The organism is Defluviicoccus vanus (genome assembly GCF_014672695.1).
Lineage (GTDB): Bacteria > Pseudomonadota > Alphaproteobacteria > Rhodospirillales > Defluviicoccaceae > Defluviicoccus > Defluviicoccus vanus.
Genome location: NZ_CP053923.1, coordinates 2,554,631 through 2,578,122, shown reverse-complemented (window position 1 = coordinate 2,578,122; position 23,492 = coordinate 2,554,631). Strand labels below are relative to the sequence as shown.

Below are 23,492 nucleotides of genomic sequence, written 5' to 3'. Positions count from 1 at the left end.
TGGTGTGACCCGCGTCCACGCGGTGCCCTGCGCTCGATACCGCATTCGCCGGTACCGACGGCCGAGTCCGCGCGGGCTCCAGGCGCCATGCCGCCTATCGAACCCACTGTCCGCACTCACCTTGACACGGGCGGACCTTCCTTCGCCTCGTCATCTGCCAACGGGGACACGTATGCCCACGAACGTGACTGTGAACGCCGTACGTCCAAGTATTCAATACATTGTCAATGGTGCGCAGAAGGATTTTGATATTCCTTTTGCGATATTCTCCAAATCTGACCTGGATGTTTTTCTTGGCCAGCTTGCCCTGACCACAGGATTTTCTGTGGATTTATCGAATCCGAATGGTGGCGTGATCAACTTTTCCGAACCACCGGCGGCGGGCTCGACCCTTACCCTCCGACGGCGGATCGTCATTCAGCGGACAACCGATTTCCAGGAGTCCGGTGAGTTGCGGGCGCGGGTGCTGAATTATGAGCTCGATTATTTGACCGCGGCATTGCAGCAGGTGGAGGACGCGACAGAACGGAGTGTACGCCTGCTGCCAGCCGACGCCGACGCCAGCCTGACGCTGCCTATGAAGAGCGATCGGGCGGGCAAAACGCTCAGCTTCGACGCCGAAGGAAACGTCACCGTCGCCACCGTGAGCGCCAGTGCGGTCATGCAAAGCCTGGATGATATTGCTGCCGGGGTGACCAACCAGCATTTCACCACCGCCGATAAGGCCAAGCTCGACAGCGTCGCCACTGGAGCGCAGGTCAATCCGGCCAGCCTCGATGAGGTTCCCGACAGCCCCAGCCGGCTGGCGATGACCGTCGACGAGCGAAGCAAGCTGCAGGCGATCGCCAATCCGGCCGCGGCGACCGATGCGGAAATCACCGCCGGCACCGCCACTGCCACCCGCACCGTCTCGCCGGCGCAGATCAAATCTGCCGTCATCACCCATTCGCCGGTAACCACCGTCGCCGGACGCAGCGGGGCCGTCACCCTGTCGCAGGCCGACGTTGCCGGCACCGTTCCCTCGGCACGCGCCATCACCGTCGGCAGCGGCCTCATCGGCGGTGGCGACCTCAGCGCCGACCGCAGCATCGCCGTCAATCTCGCCGCAGCGGGTGGATCCGCCGGCACCGCCACCACCGTCGCCCGCGCCGACCACAGCCACGCCGCAGCCACAACCACGGTTGATGGCCTCTTCGCCGCCATCGACAAGCAGAAGCTCGATAGCGTCGCCGCCGGAGCCCAGGTCAATCCGGCTAGCCTCGATGAGGTTCCCGACAGCCCTAACCGCTTGGCGATGACCGCCGACGAGCGGGGCAAGCTGCAGGGCGTCGACACTGGCGCCCAGGTCAACCCCGCCAGCCTCGACGAACTCACCGACGGCAAGACCCGGCTGGCGATGACCGTCGAGGAGCGGAGCAAGCTGCAGGCGATCACCGCTAATGCCGACGCCAATCCGGCCGCGGCGACCGATGCGGAAATCACCGCCGGCACCGCCACTGCCACCCGCACCGTCTCGCCGGCGCAGATCAAATCTGCCGTCATCACCCATTCGCCGGTAACCACCGTCGCCGGACGCAGCGGGGCCGTCACCCTGTCGCAGGCCGACGTTGCCGGCACCGTTCCCTCGGCGCGTGCCATCACCGTCGGCAGCGGCCTCACCGGCGGCGGCGACCTCAGCGCCGACCGCAGCATCGCCGTCAATCTCGCCGCAGCGGGTGGATCCGCCGGCACCGCCAACACCGTCGCCCGCGCCGACCACAGCCACGCCGCAGCCACAACCACGGTTGATGGCCTTCTCGCTGCCGCCGACAAGCAGAAGCTCGACAGTGTCGCCGCCGGAGCCCAGGTCAATCCAGCAGCGGCGACCGATGCCGAGATCACCACCGGCACCGCCACTGCCACCCGCACCGTCTCGCCGGCACAGATTAAGGCTGCCGTCACCATCCATGCGCCGGTGACCACCGTCGCCGGACGCAGCGGTGCCGTCACCCTGTCGCAAGCCGACGTTGCCGGCATCGTTCCCTCGGCGCGCGCCATCACCGTCGGCAGCGGCCTCACCGGCGGCGGCGACCTCAGCGCCGACCGCAGCATCGCCGTCAATCTCGCCGCAGCGGGTGGATCCGCCGGCACCGCCAACACACCGTCGCCCGCGCCGACCACAGCCACACCGTAGCCACAACCACGGTCGACGGCCTTCTCGCTGCCGCCGACAAGCAGAAGCTCGACAGCGTCGCCGCTGGCGCCCAGGTCAATCCGGCATCGGCAACAAACGCGGAGATCACCGCCGGAACCGCCACTGCCACTCGCACCGTCTCGCCGGCGCAGATCAAATCTGCCGTCACCACCCATGCGCCGGTAACCACCGTCGCCGGACGCAGCGGTGCGATCACCCTGTCGCAGGCCGACGTTGCCGGCACCGTTCCTTCGGCGCGCGCCATCACCGTCGGCAGCGGCCTCACCGGCGGCGGCGACCTCACCGCCGATCGCAGCATCGCCGTCAATCTCGTCGCAGCGGGGAACCGCCGGCACCGCCACCACCGTCGCCCGCGCCGACCACAGCCACGCCGCAGCCACAACCACGGTTGACGGCCTTCTCGCTGCCGCCGACAAACAGAAGCTCGACAGCGTCGCCACCGGAGCCCAGGTCAATCCGGCAGCGGCGACCGACGCGGAAATCACCGCCGGCACCGCCACCGCCACCCGCACCGTCTCGCCGGCGCAGATCAAAGCCGCCGTCACCACATTCGTCCCGGTACCCTCCGTTGCCGGACGCACCGGTGCGGTCACCCTGACGCAGGCTGACGTTGCCGGCACCGTTCCCTCGGCGCGCGCCATCACCGTGGGCAGCGGCCTTACCGGCGGCGGCGACCTCAGCGCCGACCGCAGCATCGCCGTCAATCTCGCCACAGCGGGGGAATTGCAGGCACCACCACCACCGTCGCCCGCGCCGACCACAGCCACGCAGCAGCCACGACCACGGCTGATGGCCTTCTCGCTGCCGCCGACAAGCAGAAGCTCGACAGCGTCGCCACCGGAGCCCAGGTCAATCCGGCAGCGGCGACCGACGCGGAAATCACCACCGGCACCGCCTCTGCCACCTGTACCGTCTCACCGGCACAGATTAAGGCTGCCGTCACCACCCCATTCACCGGTGATCACCGTCGCCGGACGCACGGGCGCGATAACACTTAGCCTTGCCGACGCATCCGATAGCCTGGCAAGCACTGGCCGTTACGCGGTCACCACCAATGAAACCAACCTGTTGCGCGCTTTCCCGGAAGCAACCTTCGCCGGGCGGCAGAACGGCATGGGCAGTGGAGCGCTGACAACCGTCCTTCCCAGTGAGGCGGTTGCCATGCTGCCGCTGGCGACCGCGGCGAGTGACGGCATCATGCCTGCGGCAGCCAAGGCGAAACTCGATGCGATTGCCGCGTTTCCAGAATGCAATCTTGGAACGTTTTCCACCGGTAACAGCGCCATCATCCTGCAAGACATGGCCGCTACCGTGGTCAATCCCGGCCTCGCCAATTCGGCCATTCTCGGAGTGAGCCTGAAGAATACGCCGCTGATCTATCTCCGCGGTACCGTTGGGACAGCGGGAGCGTCGACGGCACGGATCGCCGTGATGTTCTCTCCGAACGCCGCTGGCCCCTATACCTGGTACATGGCGGACGGAACACTGGCGCCGGCAAATGGCTCCGCGGCACCGGTTGAGCCGAACGGCTATTGTGCGGCCGATATTTCCAACGGTGGCAGCGCCACTTTCCGGACGGCAATCACCGTACCGCCGGCGATCCAGGCGCTCGACAGTTGTTCGTTGCAGTTGATCCGCTGGGGAGGCGACGGGGTTGCCGATCCAAGCCTGATCAACCTGCGTGTGTCCGCCATAGGCACCCTCGTATCACCAACGATCGCCAGCGTCTTTGGCCGCGCCGGGGCTATTGTCGCCGCAAGTGGTGATTATGCCGCCAATCAGATCCTCGACGCCTCCGACGGATCCAAGGTCATCATGACCAGCGATGAGCGAGAAATTGCCCGCAAGGCAGCCATCACTGCCCGCTCTCCGTACGCGTTCTTCCGCAACAGACTCCGGTTCAACCTGACCACCGACTTCGGCGTCAACAACCTTGTCGCCGATGCCACGCCCACCGGTTCGAGCGGCACCGATGACAGGGCAAAATTGAAAGCGATCCGCGACTATTTTCGCGCCAATTACGCCGGCCAGGAGTTCGACCTGCTCATGCCGGCCGATCGCGTCGCTGCCATTTCCAAGACGTTGCCGTGGGACATTGATGGCGCACACTTCATAGGTCTCGGTTCTCCCGCCGCAACGGGCTTCATCGGCACCCTTGCTACCTACAAGCATTGGAACAATTCGCCATTCCTCTGCTGTTCTATCACCAACAGCAATCTGAGCACCCGCCAGAACTGGCGCCTGGCGTCGGGTGTCGATGGAACGGCGGATATGAAGGCAGGCGACGATGCCTTTGTCGCCTCGGTCACCACCGACTACGATGCGATCAGTGTTGGCGATAAGCTGACGATCCTGTCCGGCAGGTATGATACGCAGGCGGACCCTGTTCCGACCCGACGCTTCACCGCGAAAGTCGTCAGCAAGGGATCCGCGGGGCGCATTTATCTCGACAGAAAGCTTCCGTTCGATTTTCCATCAACGCCACACCCGGCGAAGAACAGCGGTGCCTACAACTACAAACGTGCCAACGGCACGGCGGTTGCCGGCAATGCCTTTGCCATCCACCGCGAAATGGCCGCCGACGGTACGCAGAATTACGTCGACTCGGTCGCCAATGAGTACCATTCCAAGGTAAGCTTTATCAACCTGCTGATCGCAGTGAGGGCAGGCTTTCCGACCGCTGGCTTTCCGATGGACGGCCTTTATCAAAACTGCCGGATCGTCGGTGACGGCTACGGCCTTTACGGTAATGCGCTGCAAAACACGCTCGTCGATGGTTGTGAATTCGAAACCCGGGCCGGTATATGTGAGCTCGGTATCGGATCCTGTCTGAACATCATCCGCAACTGCACCTGGACCCGCTCGGAAACCTTTACCAGTGAAATGGGGCAGGCCTGGTTATTGCGAGATGGCGAGTATGGTTGCTACAATACATTCGACAACATCGAATTGCGTGGCGATAACCTGACCCGGACCGACCTGGCAGATCTCGCGGTCATCCAGGCACTGGGAACTACGGGTGATAAGTTCCGTAATATTTGGGCACGGGTGGCCGTTCCCTCAACAATGCGGGCGTTTTACGTCACCGACTATTCCGACCAGCCTTATGGCGGTTGTCACAACGAGTTCCGCAATATCTACGTGGAATCCACAGCGACGGGAGCGACCCACAGCAACTCGGTTATCCGCTTCCTCGGTTCGGGCAATTCCGCACGCCAGGTCAAGGTTGTCTCTGGCAGCGGATCGGTGTTCAGTAATGGTCCGCAAATCTATGCAGGCAGTGACGACTGCGACATCATGGACTTTGTCGTCAATCCGCAGCAAGGGAACCTGCCGCTGAGCATTCAAGGCGGCTGCAACCGCACGCGGGTTACGCGATATGACGGTACGGTGAGCAACAACGGCACGGGATCCATTCTCACCAACAACGCTGTTGGCAGCGCAAGACCCGGTCGTTACTTCTAGGAGGAAGACAGCGTACATTGGCGTATCGCCAAGTCGACACTGTCAGGCAGCGCTGGGCGCCGAGGAGGCAATGTGGCTCCCGGCGCTGCCTTTGTCTTTGGAGACGTATGCAAGACGTCGGATACGGCGACCACCGGTGCTAGATCATCCCTATAGTGCTCTGTCGGCGCTGCCTGAGCGTAGCTCTTCATTGCTGGCCACTAACTTTCTCCCGTTTCTGACCAATATCATGACTCTTCTGCTCAAGGATATCAGCGCGGAGCACGCTTAAGTGCGCGTTGATGCATGCGGAATGCATGCAGTACGCTTGCCAAGCTGGAAAGTCGACTATTGATCGGCAAATTATTGCGCCAGCGAAATAAGGCACGTCGACGTTCGCTATTGCAGCATTTATCTCCGTACCTTTCTGCGAAGGCTTAATTTCTTGCAGGAACCGCCATAGGTACTAGTATGCGCGGCTATCTGAGACTGGGCGGCCTGCTGATCGCTAGGCAATGGATCACGCAGAACGCACCAGAAACAAGACGCGAAAATCTGCGCGGGAAGAGGTCAAGGTCCGAGGACCATTTCCATAAACCTTCCACAGGCGCGGAGAGGCTGCGCCTGTCGCGCAGCCAAGTGTCATAATCGAGGGCTTAGGAGAGTAAAGAACATGGCGCAAGAATCTGATTCCGTTGTCATCGTCGGTGCTGCCCGCACGCCGATGGGCGGGATGCTGGGAGACTTCGCGGGCGTTCCGGCAACGCAATTGGGTGCCGTCGCCATCAAGGCGGCTCTGGAACGCTCGAAGGTCGACGTTAACGAAATCGGCGAAGTGATGATGGGCTGCTGCCTGATGGCGGGTCTGAAGCAGGCGCCGGCTCGTCAGGCTGCGCACTTTGCAGGTGTGCCGTGGAGTGCCGGTGCGACGACGCTGACCAAGATGTGCGGCTCGGCGATGAAGACGACGATGCTGGGGCACGACAACCTGATTGCCGGCTCTCGATCTCTGGTCGTCGCTGGCGGCATGGAGAGCATGAGCAACGCGCCGTACCTCGTCCTGAAGGGCCGCACCGGCTATCGTCTCGGTCATGGCGACCGGTTGATGGACCACATGTTCTATGACGGCCTCGAGGATGCCTATGAGGCAGGTCGCTCGATGGGCACATTTGCCGAAGAATGCGCCCAGATGTACCAGTTTACCCGCGAGGTCCAGGATGAGTTCGCGACCGAGTCGGTAAACCGGGCGCAGCGCGCTTCGAATGACGGCACCTTTGGCGCGGAAATCGCTGCGGTCACGATTAAGGACCGCAAAGGCGACAAGGTGATCGACAAGGACCAGGCGCCGTTCCAGGTCAACATCTCGAAGATTCCGACACTGAAGCCCGCTTTCGCCAAGAACGGTACCGTCACTGCTGCAACCTCCAGCTCGATTTCGGATGGTGCCGCCGCTCTGGTGCTGATGCGCCGCTCGACCGCCGAGAAGAAGGGCATTGTGCCGATCGCGGTGATTAAGGCACATGCGACGCACGCCCAGGAGCCAAACCTGTTCACCACCGCTCCCGTCGGCGCCATCCGCAAGGTGCTGGAAAAGGCCGGTTGGAAGAGCACGGACGTCGACCTTTGGGAGGTCAACGAGGCATTCGCCGTCGTCACCTTGGCGGCGATGCGCGACATCGGCATCCCGCATGACAAGGTCAACATCAACGGCGGTGCCTGTGCGCTGGGCCATCCGATCGGTGCTTCAGGTGCCCGGATCATCGTCACGCTCATCCACGCCTTGCAGGCGCATGGCCTGAAGAAGGGCGTGGCAGGCTTGTGCATCGGCGGTGGCGAAGCCACTGCGATGGCAGTCGAACTCGTCTCCTAATAGCGGCTTGCTGCAGACCCGCCGGCCTCAGGGCCGGCGGTCGCCTTGCCCCGCCCGTGAGACTAGGCACGTTGTGCGGTCCCTCAGTTGGCGAAGGGCTGCTATCCATTCATCGCATCGGCTAAGACTGAGTGCGCGTGCTATGCTCAGCTCATTCTGTCGCGATAGCTATCTGGGTTAACTCAGGGGAGAAAAAATGGACGTCAAAGGACTTGCTGCTATCGTCACCGGCGCTGGTTCAGGCCTCGGCGAGATCACGGCACGCGCGCTGGCTGCTGCCGGTGCCAAAGTGGCGGTATTCGATCTGGCTGAGGAAGCTGCCAACCGCGTCGCCAGCGAAATCGGCGGCGTTGCCTGCATCTGCGATGTCTCGAATGCAGAGTCGGCCGAAGCCGCCGTCGCCAAGGCAAAGGCTGCCCATGGTGCTGCGCGTATTGTTGTGCAATGCGCAGGCATTGCTCCGCCGGCGAAGATCGTCGGCCGGAAGGGCCCGCACTCGCTTGACCTTTACAGCAAGGTCGTCGGCATCAACCTTGTCGGCACCTTCAACATCATGCGTCTCACCGCTGCCGACATGCTAGCGCTGGACCCGGTTGGTGACACTCAGGAGCGCGGCGTCATCATCAACACCGCATCCATCGCCGCGTTCGAGGGCCAGGTGGGCCAGGCGGCCTATGCCTCGTCGAAGGCGGGCGTAGTCGGTCTGACGCTGCCGTCGGCACGTGAATTTGCTCCCGCCGGCGTGCGTGTGTTCTGCATCGCGCCGGGCATCTTCAAGACGCCGATGATGGCAGGCCTGCCGGAAGAGACGCAGAAGACGCTGGGTGCCGAGGTGCCGTTCCCCTCGCGGCTGGGTAATCCGCAGGAATATGCCAAGCTTGCACTCGCGATTATCGACAACCCGTACCTGAACGGCGAAGTGGTTCGCTGCGACGGTGCGCTGCGTATGCGGGGCTAAGCACACGCAACCTGATCCTGGCCGCGTCGGTGTTCACCGCCGGGCGGCCAGCTTTTCTCGTTACCGCTGAGGGCCGCGGCCGCGCACTGTAATGTGCGTATTTGATGTGTCAGGCAGAGTCTTGCGCCATGAGGTGGGCCTGCGTTGCTTATCCTCGCTTCAGTCGGATCACAGCCCCTCTTAGACACGTTCGCAGCGTTAACCCAGCTTCTCGCCGCCATTGCCGCAAGTCTCGCTGGCCCCACGTCGTTGGCTTGCGAAGCCAGTAGTACGTTCGTAACCATCCGACGAAGGCCGCGGGTGGTCCTCGTTTCAGGCTGCGGCGGCGTCGAGGGCCTGGGGTCGCCAGTTCCAGGGGAGGAGTTCGGCGAGGCGGCTGGCGGGGTGGTCGGCGATGCGGCGGAGCACATCCTCGAGCCAGGCCTGCGGATCGACGTCATTCAGCTTGGCCGTCCCGATCAGCGTGTAGATCGCGGCGGCCCGCTCGCCGCCGCGGTCGGATCCCGCGAACAACCAGCTGCGTCTGCCGAGGGCAATGCCACGCAACGCTCGCTCGGCGGCGTTGTTGGTCAGGCAGATCCGCCCATCTTCGAGGAAGCGGGTGAAGGCGGGCCAGCGCTTCAACATGTAGTCCATCGCCTTCGCCAGCTCGTTGTGGCGGGAGAGCCGGCCGCGCCTCGCGTCGCATCCAGGCTTCCAGTTCGCCGACGAGCGGTGCGGCGTGCCGTTGCCGCAGCGCCAGCCACTGCTCGACGGGCAACCCGTTGAGGGGGCGCTCGGCATCGAAGATGGCGTCGATCCGCCGCACCGCCCCGATTGCCAGCGGCGCCTTGGCAACGTCCGCCAGCGCGAAGAATTTGCGCCGGCCGTGGCTCCAACACGCCGCCTCGGTAATCGGACCCGGCTTGCGCGACGGCTCGTAGAGCGCGTTGAAGCCGCCGAACGTGTCGGCCTGGAGAATGCCGGCGTAATCGGCCAAGTGCCGGCGCGGGTGTTCGCCCTCGCGACTGCGCGAGTAGACGTACACCGCCGCCGGCGGACCGGTTCCATCGAGGTGTGGGCCGCCGAAGGGACGATCGTCGCGGACGTAGGTCCACAGCCGGCCGGTCACCGTCTTGCCCTTGGCGAGAACCGGCACCGTCGTGTCGTCGCCGTGGAGGCGCGCAGCATCCAGCACATGGCGGCGGATCAGTTCGACCAGCGGCGACAGTGCCGCGGCACAGGCGCCGACCCAGTCGGCCAACGTCGAGACGTCGAGGTCGATGCCTTCGCGGGCGAAGCCCTCGCTCTGCCGATTGAGCGGGAGGTGATTGCCGTACTTGCCGTAGAGGACCATCGCCAGGAGCCCGGCGCCGGCCCGGCCGCGGGCGACCCACCCCACGCGATCGATGATCGCGTGGGGGCCCCGGGGCGATCGGGTGGAACGGTGCCGGCGGCTGGGTGATCCGCTCGCACGCCCGGCAGCTGAACTTTTCGCGCACCGTCTGGATCACCTTCCACTGCCGGGGATCACCGTAAGCGAAGCTCCGGCCGCACCTGCTTTTCGCTTGCCAGAGTGCTCGGTCTTGACCTCGGCCGCAGCGGAATGGGTCACGCGGCGGCGCGGTGGAGGGCGTCCTGCTCGGCCTTCCATGCCCAGGGGGTGAGCTCGGCGAGGCGGCGGTTCGGCCAGCCGGAGACGAGGCGGGCGAGCACGTCGGCGAGCCAGGCTTCCGGGTTGACCGCGTGCCACTTGCAGGTCTCGATCAATGACGCCAGCACCGCCCAGTTTTCCGCTCCCAGGTCATGGCCGGCGAAGAGTGCGTTCTTGCGATTGAGAGCAATCGGCCTCATTGAGCGCTCGATGACGTTCGAGTCGATCTCGATCCGGCCGTCGTCGAGGAAGAGGCTCAGCCCCTCCCACTGGTTCAGCGGGTAGCCGATCGCCTCGCCCAGCGGCGACTTCTTCGACAGCTGCGCCCGGCATTGCTCGAGCCATGGCCGCATCGCGTCCAGCAGCGGCTTCGTCCGCGCCTGCCGGACGGCTCGCCGTTCGCAGGCGGGCCTGCCGCGAATCTCCGCCTCGATCTCGTACAGCGCGGCGATCCGCCGCAGCGCCTCATGGGCGATCGGCGCCGGCCGCTTCTGTGCGACCTCGTAGAATCGCCGGCGGCAGTGTGCCCAGCAGTGGGCGAGGAGGACGCCGCCGTCGGCGGACCCGGCAGCCGCTTCGTCGCCCGCAGCCCCGGCCACCGCCTTGTAGGCGGCATAGGCGTCGGTCTGCAGGATGCCGCGGAAGTCCTTCAGCAGCGTGGCCGCGTGCGCGTGGCCGCGGCCGGGTGCGTAGGTGAACACCACCGCCGGCGGATCGGCGCCGCCCCACGGCCGGTCGTCGCGGGCGATCGCCCAGAACCAGCCGGTCTTCGTCCGGCCGCGGCCGGGATCGAGCACCGGTGCCGGCGTCTCGTCGACGAACAGCTTCGCCGAGCCGAGCAGATCGTCGCGCAGCAGCCGCCACAGCGGCTTCAACTCGGCCGCCGCGGTGCCGACCCAGGAGGCCAGCGTCGAGCGGTCGAGGGCGATACCCTGCCGGGCGAGCATCTGTGCCTGGCGGTAGAGCGGCGCATGGTCGGCATATTTCGCCACCAGCACGTGCGCCACCAGCCGTTCGGTGGGCAGGCCGCCCTCGATCAGCCGCGGCGGCGCCGGCGCCTGCACCACAGCACTCCCGCAGGCGCGGCAGCCGTACTTCGGCCGGCGGGTGACGATCACCTGCCAGCGCATCGGGATCACGTCGAGGCGTTCGGAGCGGTCCTCGCCGATGATGTGCATCGCACCGGAGCAGCACGGGCAGATGGTCGTCGGCGGCTCGATCACCACCTCGATCCGCGGCAGATGTCCGGGCAGGGTGCCGCGGTTCTGCCGCCGCTCGCGGGCGCGGGCCTCGCGTCGCGGCGGATCGGCCTTCTCCGCCTCGGCGTCGGCTTCCGCCACCGCCTGCTCGAGGTCTTCAAGCGCCAGGTTCAGCTGGTCGGGGTCGAGCGCCTCCGACCGCCTTCCGAACTGCATCCGCTGCAGCTGGCGGATGAAGTGCTGCAGCCGCTCGTTCCGGTCCTCCAGCCCGCGGCGCAGGGCCCGCTCGGCGGCGAGCTCGGCCCGCATCGCCAGCAGCGCGGCGCGCAGCGCGGAAGGATCGTCGGGGATCGCGTCGAGGTCGGTCATGAGCGGCGATTCTAAGCACGATGCCAGACGCTTACCAGAGTTCTTGTGGCTTCCCGGCAGGCCGGCACAGCCTATTGTGCCTTCTTCGGTCGACCGAGACGCGGCGCGTGCATCCGCGACCAGTCGAGGCCATCCAACAGCGCCGCCAGCTGCGCCGCCGACAGCCGCATCACGCCCCCGGTCACCGGCGGCCAGCGAAAGACGCCTGCCTCCAGCCGTTTCCACACCATCACCAAGCCGCTGCCGTCCCAGACGAGCAGTTTCAGCCTGTCCGATCGTTTGCAACGGAAGACGTAAATTGTCCCGGAGAAGGGGTCGTGCCCCAGCGCCGTCTGCACGATCGAAGCGAGTCGGTCGGCGCCGCAGCGGAAGTCGACCGGCCGCGTCGCCACCAGCACCCGGACGCCTGAAGGCGGGACGATCATCCGAGCGCCTTCAGCGTCCGGAGCACGTCCGCCAGGAGCACCGGATCGGCGCCCGGCGACACCCGCACCCGAGCACCGGCAAGCTCGATCTCGATCGCCGGACTGCCGGCTGGACAACGCCCCTCGCTCACCACTACCGGCACGAAGTCGAGCGGTACCGCGTCCGCCGTCGCCGCGTCCGCCGCTTGGCGCAACTCCTTCCGCCAGGCATACAGCTGGTTGCGGTGCAGCCCGTGCCGGCGGGCGACCGCGCTCGCCACGGCGTCGGGGGCGAAACTTTCGGCGACGATCCGCGCCTTCTCCTCCCAGCTCCACCGCCGCCGCCGCTCACCCCACGGCAGTACCTCGCCCTGACGGGCGCTTTGCCAATTAATTGGCACCTTACTTGGCAAACGATCCACGCGGCGCCTCCGTCCTGGGAGCCGCCATCATCCGCGAGCAATCACCGGCCGCAACGTGGGGTCAGAGCTCCGCTTACGGATCACCTCCAGCGTCTCGGTGACGTCCTCGCCAAGCTTGACCAGCTTGCCCCGGCAGCACGGACAGACCGTGGGGCGCCGGGATGACGACGCGCTCGCGCGGCAGGTGCGCCGGCAACGGTGCCCGCACCGGCCGACGGCGGCCGTCACCCGAGGCGGCGCTGTCGTCCCGGCGAGGCTTTGCCACGGCGGCGGCGGCCGCTTCGGCGGCACAGGCATCCTCGGCGGCGGTCGCCTCCAGCTCCTCCAACTGCAGTTCCAGCTGGTCGAGCAGACGGCGACGGTGCTCCGACGACGGCCCGAAGCGCTCGCGCTTCAGCCTGGCGATCATCAGCTTCAGATGCGCCACCATCGCCTCGGCGCCCGACGCCCGCGCCTCCGCCTCGAGCCGGGCCGAACGCTCAGCCAGCAACGCTGCTTTCAGCGCCTCGAGATCGTCGGGCAGGGCATCGGGTGGCGGAGTCATGCCGCCGATGGAATCATAAAATCGGCGGCTTGACTCCCCCAAATCGAGGCCGACGACCCGTCGCCTCGCTCAGCCGGCCCGTTCCGGCCGGAAACTGTGACGCGGGTTCCGCCAGTCAATGCCTTCAAGCAGATAGGCGAGCTGCGCCAGCGTGATCGAGACGACACCATCGGCGGGAGACGGCCAGATAAATCGGCCACGCTCGAGGCGCTTCGCATACAGCGACATCCCGAGCCCGTCGTGCCAGAGAATCTTGATCAGGTCACCGCGTCTGCCGCGAAAAATGTACAAATCGCCGCCGTGCGGATCCCGCTTCAGCGTCTCCTGCACCTGCAGCGCCAAGCCGTTCATGCCGCGCCGCATGTCCGTCCGGCCGACCGCCAGCCACACCCGCACCCCGCCCGGAACCGGGATCATCGGCGGCGCAGCGCCGCGATCACCGCCGCCGCCAGATCCGCCGGCACCGACGCCGGAATGCGAACCCGCGACGCACCGGAGAACTCAATCTCGATCGCCGGCACCGACGAACCTTCGGCGATACCGGAATGAGCCGCTTCAGCCGTCGCAACCGCCGGTACGCCGCCCCGTTCATCGCTGCCATGACCGCGAGAATGATCGCTCCGGGCATCGGCGAGGGGCGCCACCACAACCTCGGCAAACCCGTCCGGACGTCCGATCTCCCGTCGCCAGCGATAGATCAGGCTGGGACAAACATCCGCCCGCCGCGCCACGTCCGCGACGACCGCTCCCGGCGCCAACGCCGCAGCGACAATCGCCCGCTTCTGCCCGATGCTGAACCGCCGCCGCCGCTCGGGGTGAGTGAGAACGTGAACCTGCGCCATACCACACACCGCCTCTCGCATCGGTGCAAACACCAGTGTCAGCACCGGTGCAAAGACAAGCCACACTCATGCCCCGGTCGGAAGGCGGCCCTCGCCGGACGGTTACGTACGTTCTGCCACTCGACCAGATTGGCGGCCGCCGGCGTCTTGCGCACACGGTCACGGAAAACCCGCGCTCCCGCGTGGGCGGGAGCGCGGTATCATCAGACCGCCGAATTCGACCGTACGATCGGTCGGCTTAGTGTTCTTTCAGCCACTTAGCGACGCTGGGGGCGACGATCTTCTGCGGGGCGCCGCCCGTATAGATGCCGATGTGACCGGTTTTAATCGGCAGCTCTTGGTAGTCTTTCTTATTGCCGATGTACTTGCCGAGTGCAACGGTGCTCGGCGGCGGCACCAAGTGGTCGCGCTCTGCGTACACATTGAGGACCGGCATCGAGAGGTTGGCCAAGTCGACCTTGCGGCCACCAAGCATCAGCGTCCCGTTGACCAGCGCGTTCTTGTTCAGGAATTGGGTAACGAACTGGCGATAGGCTTCGCCGGGAACTTCCGGACCGCCAAACAGCCACTTCTCCATCCTGAGAAAGTTAATCAAGGCTTCCTTGTTGTCGAGGATGTCGAGGCTATCGGCGTACTTGCCAAACATCAGCGTGAACGGCGAGGCCATCAGGAACGAGACGTTCAACACGTCAGCCGGAACGTTGCCGAACGCGTTGACCATCGCATCAACATCGACCGACCTGCCCATCTCGAACAGCAGACCGACATGCGGCTGCCCGGGGATCTTCGTCTGGTGGAAGTCGATCGGCGTCACAGTGAGCGCCAGATTACGCACTTTTTCCGGATGCAGCGCCGAATAGCAGGTGGCCATGGTGCCACCCATGCAAATGCCGAACAGGTTGATCTTATCCAGGCCGGCGTTTTCGGCAATGTTGTCGACGATATCGTCGAGGTAGTCGGTGACGTAATCGTCGATGTTGTTGTAGCGGTCACACCGTTTCGGGTAACCCCAGTTGATCATATAGACATCGATCCCCTCGTTAAGGAAATTACGGACGAGGGAACGATCCGGCTGAAGATCAGCCACTTCATAGCCGTTGATCAGAGGCGTCGAAATCACCATCGGGACATGGTGAATCTGATCCTGCGGCACCAACGGCTTGTAGTGATAAACCTGAAAAGTCTCACGCGCATAGAAGACGTCCTTCGGCGTGCTGCCGATATCCACATCCTCGTCTTTGAGACTAGTCAGCTGCGCCAGACCTGCCGAAATCTTGCTTTCAATTTGGGCCATTTCCCGCGCCACGTCGTCGGGCCTGAACTCAAAGGGGAATTTGCTCATGTCTTCGTCTTTCCTTAATGGAACCTCCGGGGCGTACCGTTTGATCGCGAGCGTCGCAGTTACGACGCCGGGACCTCGGTCGCTTCCAATTCCTTCGACGCAGCCTTTTTGCCCTTGGCCGCTACCGACTTAGGTGCCGCTTCCTTAAGTGCCTTTCTCAGCGCCCGTACTTCCTTCTTGAGCTCGTGAATATCGCGATACGCCTCGTCGATTTCACTGCGGGTGGGGATCTCCAGCTGGTTATAGATCACCTCAAGCGCCTCCCGCTGGGCGATCTTGTGGGTCATCAGCGCGTGGGTCAGCTTTTCCTGGATCTCCAGAAACTCCGGCGTGTTGAATGACTCATTAAGAGTCTTGTCGGAGATCGAGAAGAAGGTCCGCATCAAATCGCGCGGACTGGTGACTTTCTCGCCCTTCTCCGCCAGTTTGGCGAGGTGGTCAATCGTGCGCTCCACAGAGGTGGCGATGCCGCCACCAAGCTTCTTGTGGTAAGCCTGCTGAGCGTCCTGCAGGTCCTTGACCGCATCGATAACGCGGAGAAATTTACCCATCTTCTCGCGCATAACCGTCGCACGCGGCATTTCGCTGAGGCCGAACTCGCCGCCGCCGCCCATCATCTGAAACGCTTCGCCGAACCCGAGAATACGACCGAGTCCGCCGGTCCCGGTCATAAACGCCTCACCGGGATGACCGGCGGCGGTGGCTTGGTTGAGCATCGCCAGCCACGGCGCGGTCATCGGCGACCAGCGCTCAAACATCGATTTGCTAAGCTGGGCGAAGTCGCTGGAACCAGCCATCGCCCTCTTCGGCAGCTCGGAGATTTCCTCCTGCCACTGTTTGAGCAGCGCCTGCAGATCTGGCTGCCATGCTTTGCCCGCTTCCATCTTTGGCGACGCCACCTGCCATGCCTTCATGATCAGGTTCATGCTGCGCATCATCATGTCGGGCGTGCCGAAGATGTTGCCTGCAAAGCGCTGTGCCGGAGAATCCTTGCTGCCGGACCAGGTATCGACGGCCATGCGCAGAAACTGGGTCGGGTCAAACATTGCTGCGGGCTGGCCCAGACCGGCTGCCCCTTGCCCCCATCCCAACCAGTTGCTCCACAATTGCTTCTGGGCGTCGCTCCATGTTTTCATCATGTCGTTGGTTTGTTGAGTCCAGTCCATCCTCGTTCTCCTCCACAATGGGTCTCGGCCAGGGCGCTCAAATCGCCGGCGCGATGTCGGTGCCTTTGAACTTTCGTATTGTCTGTGGTCGGCCCTTGGTCCTCGCCGGTGAGGGGGCGTTCGTCTCGAAGCGCGATTTATAGCCATTATCTGGCGGGAGCCCACCAAAAAAAAGGGCGCCCCAAGGCGCCCTTTTCAGAGACTGGATAACAGCGAGTGAAGCGTTAGGCCGCCATGTCGAGGATAAACTTCACCGGACCACGCACCTTGTTGCCCAGCGCATCGACAAACTCGCCGTTCACCGGCGCGCGCTTCGCGTAGGGGCTGGTGAGGATGGCAACGTGGCCGCCATGGAACGCCACGGACTCGATCACCTGCGTGCCCTCAAGGAACTTGTTGCCGGCAGTGGCGCACGGCGGCGTCACCAGATCGTCCTTGATCGCATAGTTCTGGTACCACTTGACGCCAAGCTTCGCCAAGTCACCGACGTTGAGCGGCTTGCCGAACAGGGAGACCGGCAGCGTCCCATCGGCGCCGATCGGCTCCTGGAAGGTGGTGGAGCTCATGCTGGCGATACCGATCGGCAGATGCACCCGCTCCTTCAACAGCCAACGGAACAGGGCCGCCGGCGTCTTGCCCGGGTTCATGTTCGTCGCTTTCTGCAGCGCCGCCTGGTCAATCACCTTGACCAGCGGGGTTTCGCGGTCAATCGCAACAAAGCGCATGCCGAGGCTGAGCAGGTAGCCGTTCGCCACCTTATTGCCGTTCGGCAGTGTCGTGGTGATGAAGTCGTGGTGCATCCGCGGCATGCCACAGATGGCTTCCGAATAGGTGCCGTCGATCGGTGCAACGTTGGTGATCAGGGTGTCGCACACGTCGGCAAGCTTACCGGAGAGCACGTTCATCAGACTGATGTAACCGCCTTGGCAAGTCCCGTTAAGGACGACCTTCTTGCCACCATGCAGTTCTACCAGCTTCTTGCAAAGCTCAAGCGTCTGCAGGCAATCGTCCTCGGGTGTCGTCGTCTGCACCTTGTCGGTCGTCATGATGTCTTTGACGACGCGAACGTAGGTGGGGATGCCCTCGTTAGCAAAGGAATGCGCGTAGCTCTTGTTCTCGTAGGGCAGGAAGGACAGGATGTGCACGCCCAGCATGTAGGGAGGAACAAGAAGAACTGGCTTCAGGTCATTGCGGACCTTAACGCCCTTCTTCAGCGGCAGCACCTGATACATCAGGAATGTGTCGGTTTCGTGCGCCAGCTTGTAATGTTCACTACTGAAGTGGAATCCGAAATCGTCCTTAATCTTCTCGATTTCCTCGTTGAAGTTTGCAACGGCTTCCATGATGTCGGCTTCGCGGCCCATGAAGGTGGCGACAGTATCACCTTCACGCTGGTAGACCGTATTGATCAGCGCCGCCATTCCCTCTTCGATCTGGTCGAAGACGAAGCCCGTCATCTTTTCCTGGGCACTCATCATGCCCTTGGCCATCAACTGCTGATTATGCTGGAGAACTTCGAGAGTCTGCCAAACGCTAAGTGGGTTTTCCTTCGCCGCCTTCATAGCAACCTGACTGGAAATGAGGCAGCTCTCGGCAAATTCGGCAATCTCCCGGTTGGTAGCGCGGGAGAGGGCGACCATATACCGAGCAACGTTGGCACCCAGCTCGGGCAACTCTTTCGCAAGTGCGTACACGTTTTCACTCCTGACCTAAGCACGTGGGCTTCTAATTATAATTCGGCTTCAGAACGTGAGAATCTTCCCCAATCTTAGACCACTGCCTGCTTGCCGTCTTCCTCACCACTCGGGAAGCTCGCGAATTCCTGCGGGCTTTATTGTTTTATTGCATGCCTAGCTTCCCCGGACGCTAAGCTGATGTATTTCTTCACTCGAACTTACATCCCTTGCTGCCACAGCTTGCCGCTGATTAGGGAAATGGCTGAAAGGTTTATTCTCGAGTTTAGAAATTATAGAATAAAATCGACCTTAGCGCAACGGAGCGCATTGCACTGCAGCATTGCGTTTTAGGGTTATATACGGGATCGACGCGAACCGAAAGGGCGTGACAGGGTCGTGATGCAAAAAAAATTGGCACCCCGTGCCGCCTGCTTAGGCGCAAAGGGGGCCAACAATAATCGCCGACCCCCTCGCCTGTTCGTCATTGCACTACCGGATGTGCATCCGCCGCGTCGGGCACGGCCCCGTCCGTCGGCTCGCCTCCAGCTATCATTCGCTTGAGCCCGGCAGTAGCAGAAAGCCAAATATTCGAGCGACCACTCACTCAGGACAGGGCGACGACAGCCTCACCGGCAGCCTTCGACTCACCCTTTTCGTTCGTGGCCAACAATTCGACCTTCACCCGCTTTTCGCCGTCCACTTCCTTCTTTTCCACCACCTTGCCAGTGCAGATGATCTTCTCACCAATGCGGGTGATGGCGGTAAACCGGGTGTTGAAGCTTCGGAGCGCCGTCTGTGGCACCCACGACGTCACCGAGCGGCCGAGATAGGCCATGACAAGCATGCCGTGGGCGAACACGTCCTTTTCGCCCGCCGCCTTGGCGTAATCGATGTCAATATGCATCGGGTTGTGGTCGCCCGAGGCGCCGCAATAGAGCGCAAGTGTCGTCCGCGAAATCGGATCGGTCTCGAGACGGATGGGTTCATCGCCCACATTGATGTCCGCGTAGGAGGGAGCCATGGGTTTTTTCCTTCTGCCGATCAGTTGCGGACAACGATGACGCGCTGGATTTCGACCACCAGTACACCGTCCTGGTTCGTCGCCGTCGAGTCCTCAACGATAAACTCGAGCGCCCCGCCCTTTTTCGCGTAAATGTCGGAGACCTTGGTCACGAAGGTGATCTGGTCACCGGCATAGATCGGCGCATGGTAGGTAAACGTCTGCGATCCATGCAGAATCTTGCCTACCGGGACACCCATTGCCGCAATATTGTCCCACAGGGAGTTGGTTTCCATTTCGAGGCAGAAACCGATAGTGGGCGGCGCCGGAATGGTCTTGTGTCCGGCCGCTTTGGCGGCCGCTTCGTCAGAATAGATCGGATCTGTTTCACCGATGGCCTTAGCGAAGAACTTCAGCCGCCCTTTCTCCACATCGATCGTCTGTGGCGGCGTCGTCCTCCCGATGTGCTTTGGGTCGATCATTTCTTCCCACCCTTGTTGTCATTTCAATGGAATGCTGCGGGTGCTCAGGCGCACCCGGCCTTCAGGTCCCGGAACGGGCTTTGGTGCACTGCAACTTCACCACTGGTCTCACCAAAGTCAAGGAAGGTCCGCGCTTGTCGCGCCTGCAGCAAGCCCCTAAAAACGCATGCCAATCAGGTGGCCGCCGCTCATTGTCTGAAGCCATGGTGATGAGGTGGCGCTCGCATGATATCGCCGTCGTCACCGTTAGCACCGAGCCGCCGACCAGCCACGCGGCAAGGAGTGCGCCGATGCGGATCGCCATGTTTTCGCCCGAGTCCTTGCATTCCGTCTTCGAAGGCGGGCTCGCCGTTCATGTGACCGAGTTAGCCGCTGGCCTGCAGCGGCGCGGACATCAGGTCCACATCATCACCCGCCAGGTGCAAGGTCAAAACAGCTACGACCTCGTGCATGGGGTTCACTATCACCGGGTCAATTACGGCCACAGTCCCGATCCCATCTCCAACGCCGACCTGATGTGCAAGGCGATGGCCCACTGCTTCCATGAAATCTCGTCGCACGTGGGCGGTCTCGACCTCGCCCATGCTCACGACTGGATGGCGGTCAACGCGCTGTCCTATGTGATGCAGGGCTTCGGCACGCCCGGCATTCTGAGCATGCACTCGACCGAATACGGCCGTGATGGCAACGTCTTTNTTGACGGCTTCGCCCGGCGGGTCCGCGACATCGAGGCCGCCGGCTGCCACGCCGCACACCTGGTGATCGGCGTCAGCAACTTCCTCGCCGACGAGGTGGTCCGCATCTACCACGTGCCGCGCAACAAGGTTCACACCGTCTACAATGGCGTCAGCTATCACACCTTCGACGGCTTCATCGACCCGGGCGCGATCAAGTCTCGCTTCGGCTTTGCGCCACTTGCGCCAATGGTCTTCTCGCCAGCGCGGCTGACGCTGCAGAAGGGCATCGACATGCTGGTGCAAGCGGTGCCGATGGTCCTCGCCTCCTTTCCCGAGGCCCGTTTCGTCATCTCCGGCGACGGGCCGGAGCGGCACAAGATCATCGAGTTGGCTCATCGCCTCGGCATCGCCCACGCCGTCGTCTTCCGCACCACGATGAACCGCGGTGAATTCATCGACCTGATGCGCGCCTGCAACATCGTCTGCGTCCCGAGCCGCAATGAGCCCTTCGGCATCGTCGTCCTCGAAGCGTGGGCCGCCGGCAAACCCGTCGTCGCTACCACGTCGGGCGGCCCGCGTGAGTTCGTATGGCATGATGTGAACGGCTTCCTCGTCAACGCTGACCCGCAGGGGCTGGCCCACGGCCTTGGCTCCCTTCTTGCCAACCATGGGCACTGCCGCTGGCTTGGCGCCAACGGCCGCCGCGCCGTCGAGACCACCTTCAACTGGGAGACGATTGCCGGTCATACGGAGGGTGTCTACCGCGTCCTAGTCCATTAGGATGGCGACGACGATCGCTTGCAGCGAATTCAAGACCAGCTGCGACAGCTGCGCTGATTCTGGCGCGCTGTCGCAGCGCACCGCCCGGCGCCGACTTCAGGCGGCCGCGAAGCGGCAAGAATTAGAATGTTTGGGCTAGGGAGTTTCCGATGGCAGTCTTTAACCGTCTGGTCAGCATCGATGCACCGGACTCGCTCACCTGCGAGGCAACCGGGAAAAACCCAGCGTTCCGACTAACCTTTACCGCCGATGGCGAGATCCCCTTTCCACAGGTGATCATCCATTCGCAGGGCGGCCAGCGCTTGCTCAAAGGCGAAGAGATTACGGAAAGTGCGGCGGCAACCGGTGGCAGCGCCTACACGGTTGAGGTCCCGGCGGGCCTCGCCGGACCGGGTGAGCTGCGACTGCAGGTGGAAGGTTGCAAGAAAGCCGACATTGCGCAGGCCGGCGGCGGCGACTGGATCAAGGACTTCCGCACCGTGAAGCTCGCCCCGGGAGCCAAGCCGGCGCCGCGCGTGAGCGTCGGCGGCGGTGCACCGGTGAAGCTCTACTTCGGCATTCACAAGCACATGCACCAGCCCTATTACAATACCACCGACCGCAACTACTGGGACGGCGAGAAGGACGGCATCTTCGGCTCGCGTGCGNGCAACTACACCGACTTCGTCCCCGCTGCCGTCCGCCAGTACATCGGCGGTGGCCTGGCTCACGCTGGTCTGTCGACCAGTTGGAGCGGTTCGCTGATTGAGCAGCTCGACCGCTGCGCCCGCGACGGCCTCTGCGGCGGGCGGTTCGGTGGCTGGAATAACACACTCGCCAGCATGGCCAGCGAGAAGACCACACTCGGCCATCCGCGGATCGACTTCACTGCCTTCGGCTTCTTTCATCCGCTGATGCCGCTGATTCCGCATCGGAACATCGTCAAGCAGATCCACTGGCACCGCGACATCGTTCGCACTGCCTTCGGCACCGAGGCATCCACAGTCCTCTTCCCGCCGGAGACCGCCTTTCACGTCCGCATCATCCCGGCACTGATCGAGGCGGGCGTTACCGCGGTGATCTACGACTCCATCCACCGCTTCCGCGCTTGCAAGGACTATCCCTACGCCGGCATCCAGGAAGGCATGCTGCCGCCGAATGCCGCCGAGCAGGTCGACCCCGCAATGGACGACTGGCTGCAACTCAACAACATCTGGGCCGGCTCGAAGATTTCGCCGTCGCTGCTCCGCCCCGAGTGGGTCGAGTACGTCGATCCCGCCGGGCAAAGCCACAAGATCATCGCCGTGCCGGCCGAGCGCTATATCGGCAACGAGGATGCGCGCGGTGGCTTCGGCGCCCTGCAGTACCCGAGCGTCCTCGGCCAAGTCTACGACCAGATCGTCGCCACCGGCTCCTATGATCCCAAGCATCCGCCGTTCTTCCTGCTGCATTCCGACGGCGACAATCACGGCGGCGGCGCCGACAGCTACTACCACCACAACACCGGCGCCCTGGTGCACTGGCTACAGCAGGATCCGCGTTTCGAACTGACCACCGTTCTCGACTATCTCGACCGCTTCCCGCCCGATCCGTCCCATCCAGTGCATATCGAACCCGGCTCCTGGGCCGGCGCCGACAACGGCGATCCGCAGTTCATGAAGTGGTTCAGCCGCTACGACCAGCCGTACTCGCCCGACCTCAACTCCTGGGCGGTGCTTACTGCCTTCCAGAACGCGGTGCATTCGCTGGAAGATGCTGAACCCGGCCATCCCGGCCTCGCCGATGCGGTGCGACTGATGCTGACGGCGGAGACAAGCTGTTACTGGTACTGGACCGGCCAGCACATCTGGGATCAGCAGGTGACCAACGCCGCCAACAAAGGCTATGCCGAACTGGGCGCCGCAGTCGACAAGATTGCCCTGAACGGCGACCTCACCGGGCCGACCATCTTTGCCCCCTGGGTGACGCCGGAGAACCCGGGCGGCAAGCGCTGGGGTCAGGGCTGTCTCCTCGATGCGCCGCCGCAAGGCACGGTGCACACCTTTATTTACGACATCAGCGGGTTGAAGCGGGTCGGCCTTGTCCTGCGCACCGCCACCGGCGAGCAGACACTGGCGATGACCGACCGCGGTCCCTACCCCTGCCAGACCGGGGCCACGGTGACCGGTACCTACTTCACCTGCGACCTGCCCATCGGCGCCGGCGATGTCCGCTACTACATCGAGGCGGAAGACAACGCGGGCAATGTCTCGCGCAGCGCCCTCGAGCGGGTGTTTTTGGCGTAGCTCGCGCCCACCCTCACCCCGACCCTCTCCCGCACGGCGGGAGAGGGAAAGCCGCCGCACCTGTCTGCGCGGGATGAATACAGACACAGCAAAAGAGCGCCCATCCGGCCTACGGAACCTAATTTCCCCTCGCCGCAGCGCGTAATGTTGACACCCCCGTCTGTCCGCTTTAGCAAATAATCGTAAGAGGATTCCGATAGACAAAGTCGGATAGAAATGCTGGGAC

At 63.4% G+C, this 23,492-nt stretch carries 17 protein-coding genes and 1 pseudogene; 6 read left to right on the top strand and 12 right to left on the bottom strand.

Going from position 1 to position 23,492, the window contains the following annotated elements; translation table 11 throughout:
* Positions 1-352 precede the first annotated feature (352 nt).
* The 4 genes from HQ394_RS11675 (at position 353) to HQ394_RS11660 (ending at position 8,466) form a co-directional block, all read left to right on the top strand.
* On the top strand, positions 353-2,173 hold the full coding sequence (locus HQ394_RS11675) for a hypothetical protein (protein WP_190260392.1): 1,821 nt from the start codon (positions 353-355) through the stop codon (positions 2,171-2,173).
* Positions 2,174-2,407: 234 nt separating this feature from the next.
* Complete coding sequence (locus HQ394_RS11670) at positions 2,408-5,659, top strand: hypothetical protein (protein ID WP_223291538.1); 3,252 nt, start codon at positions 2,408-2,410, stop codon at positions 5,657-5,659.
* 652 nt (positions 5,660-6,311) lie between these two features.
* On the top strand, positions 6,312-7,508 hold the full coding sequence (locus HQ394_RS11665) for an acetyl-CoA C-acyltransferase (RefSeq protein WP_190260390.1): 1,197 nt from the start codon (positions 6,312-6,314) through the stop codon (positions 7,506-7,508).
* Positions 7,509-7,704: 196 nt separating this feature from the next.
* Positions 7,705-8,466 (top strand): SDR family NAD(P)-dependent oxidoreductase, encoded by a 762-nt coding sequence (locus HQ394_RS11660; RefSeq protein WP_190260389.1) that lies wholly within the window; start codon positions 7,705-7,707, stop codon positions 8,464-8,466.
* Between the two features lie 312 nt (positions 8,467-8,778).
* Here HQ394_RS11660 and tnpC (HQ394_RS11655) read toward each other — a convergent pair.
* From tnpC (HQ394_RS11655) to HQ394_RS11600, 12 genes and pseudogenes are all read right to left on the bottom strand, one after another.
* Positions 8,779-9,974: pseudogene (gene tnpC, locus HQ394_RS11655) on the bottom strand (IS66 family transposase); the annotation flags it as partial.
* Positions 9,975-10,056: 82 nt separating this feature from the next.
* Positions 10,057-11,667 carry an IS66 family transposase gene (gene tnpC / locus HQ394_RS11650; protein WP_190260388.1) on the bottom strand — a complete coding sequence of 537 codons (1,611 nt, stop codon included), beginning with the start codon at positions 11,665-11,667 and terminating at the stop codon, positions 10,057-10,059.
* 71 nt (positions 11,668-11,738) lie between these two features.
* Positions 11,739-12,092, bottom strand: coding sequence for an IS66 family insertion sequence element accessory protein TnpB (gene tnpB / locus HQ394_RS11645; protein WP_190260124.1), 354 nt, complete (start codon positions 12,090-12,092; stop codon positions 11,739-11,741).
* Entirely contained in the window at positions 12,089-12,472 is a 384-nt protein-coding gene (gene tnpA / locus HQ394_RS11640; RefSeq protein WP_190260387.1) for an IS66-like element accessory protein TnpA, read from the bottom strand. The genes tnpB (HQ394_RS11645) and tnpA overlap by 4 nt, the downstream gene beginning before the upstream one ends.
* A 94-nt stretch (positions 12,473-12,566) precedes the next feature.
* Complete coding sequence (locus HQ394_RS11635; protein WP_190260386.1) at positions 12,567-13,037, bottom strand: transposase; 471 nt, start codon at positions 13,035-13,037, stop codon at positions 12,567-12,569.
* A gap of 69 nt (positions 13,038-13,106) precedes the next feature.
* Entirely contained in the window at positions 13,107-13,454 is a 348-nt protein-coding gene (gene tnpB / locus HQ394_RS11630; RefSeq protein WP_190260385.1) for an IS66 family insertion sequence element accessory protein TnpB, read from the bottom strand.
* Positions 13,451-13,945, bottom strand: a complete 495-nt coding sequence (locus tag HQ394_RS11625; protein ID WP_223291537.1) for a transposase — start codon at positions 13,943-13,945, stop codon at positions 13,451-13,453. Before HQ394_RS11625 ends, tnpB (HQ394_RS11630) begins: the two co-directional genes overlap by 4 nt.
* A 172-nt stretch (positions 13,946-14,117) precedes the next feature.
* On the bottom strand, positions 14,118-15,221 hold the full coding sequence (gene phaC, locus HQ394_RS11620) for a class III poly(R)-hydroxyalkanoic acid synthase subunit PhaC (protein ID WP_190260384.1): 1,104 nt from the start codon (positions 15,219-15,221) through the stop codon (positions 14,118-14,120).
* Between the two features lie 59 nt (positions 15,222-15,280).
* Positions 15,281-16,387: a poly(R)-hydroxyalkanoic acid synthase subunit PhaE gene (locus HQ394_RS11615; RefSeq protein ID WP_190260383.1), complete on the bottom strand. Its 1,107-nt coding sequence runs from the start codon at positions 16,385-16,387 to the stop codon at positions 15,281-15,283.
* A gap of 224 nt (positions 16,388-16,611) precedes the next feature.
* A complete protein-coding gene (locus HQ394_RS11610) occupies positions 16,612-18,081 on the bottom strand; it encodes a hypothetical protein (protein ID WP_190260382.1) in 1,470 nt (489 codons plus the stop codon).
* A gap of 586 nt (positions 18,082-18,667) precedes the next feature.
* Entirely contained in the window at positions 18,668-19,084 is a 417-nt protein-coding gene (locus HQ394_RS11605) for a MaoC family dehydratase (RefSeq protein WP_190260381.1), read from the bottom strand.
* A gap of 20 nt (positions 19,085-19,104) precedes the next feature.
* On the bottom strand, positions 19,105-19,545 hold the full coding sequence (locus HQ394_RS11600; RefSeq protein ID WP_190260380.1) for a MaoC family dehydratase N-terminal domain-containing protein: 441 nt from the start codon (positions 19,543-19,545) through the stop codon (positions 19,105-19,107).
* A 26-nt stretch (positions 19,546-19,571) separates the two neighbouring features.
* Here HQ394_RS11600 and HQ394_RS11595 point away from each other — a divergent pair, with 26 nt between their 5' ends.
* Together HQ394_RS11595 and HQ394_RS11590 are read left to right on the top strand one after the other, a co-directional pair.
* Positions 19,572-21,002 carry a glycosyltransferase family 4 protein gene (locus HQ394_RS11595; RefSeq protein WP_456151418.1) on the top strand — a complete coding sequence of 477 codons (1,431 nt, stop codon included), beginning with the start codon at positions 19,572-19,574 and terminating at the stop codon, positions 21,000-21,002.
* A gap of 149 nt (positions 21,003-21,151) precedes the next feature.
* A complete protein-coding gene (locus HQ394_RS11590) occupies positions 21,152-23,266 on the top strand; it encodes a polysaccharide deacetylase family protein (protein ID WP_190260378.1) in 2,115 nt (704 codons plus the stop codon).
* The last annotated feature ends 226 nt before the right edge of the window (positions 23,267-23,492 follow it).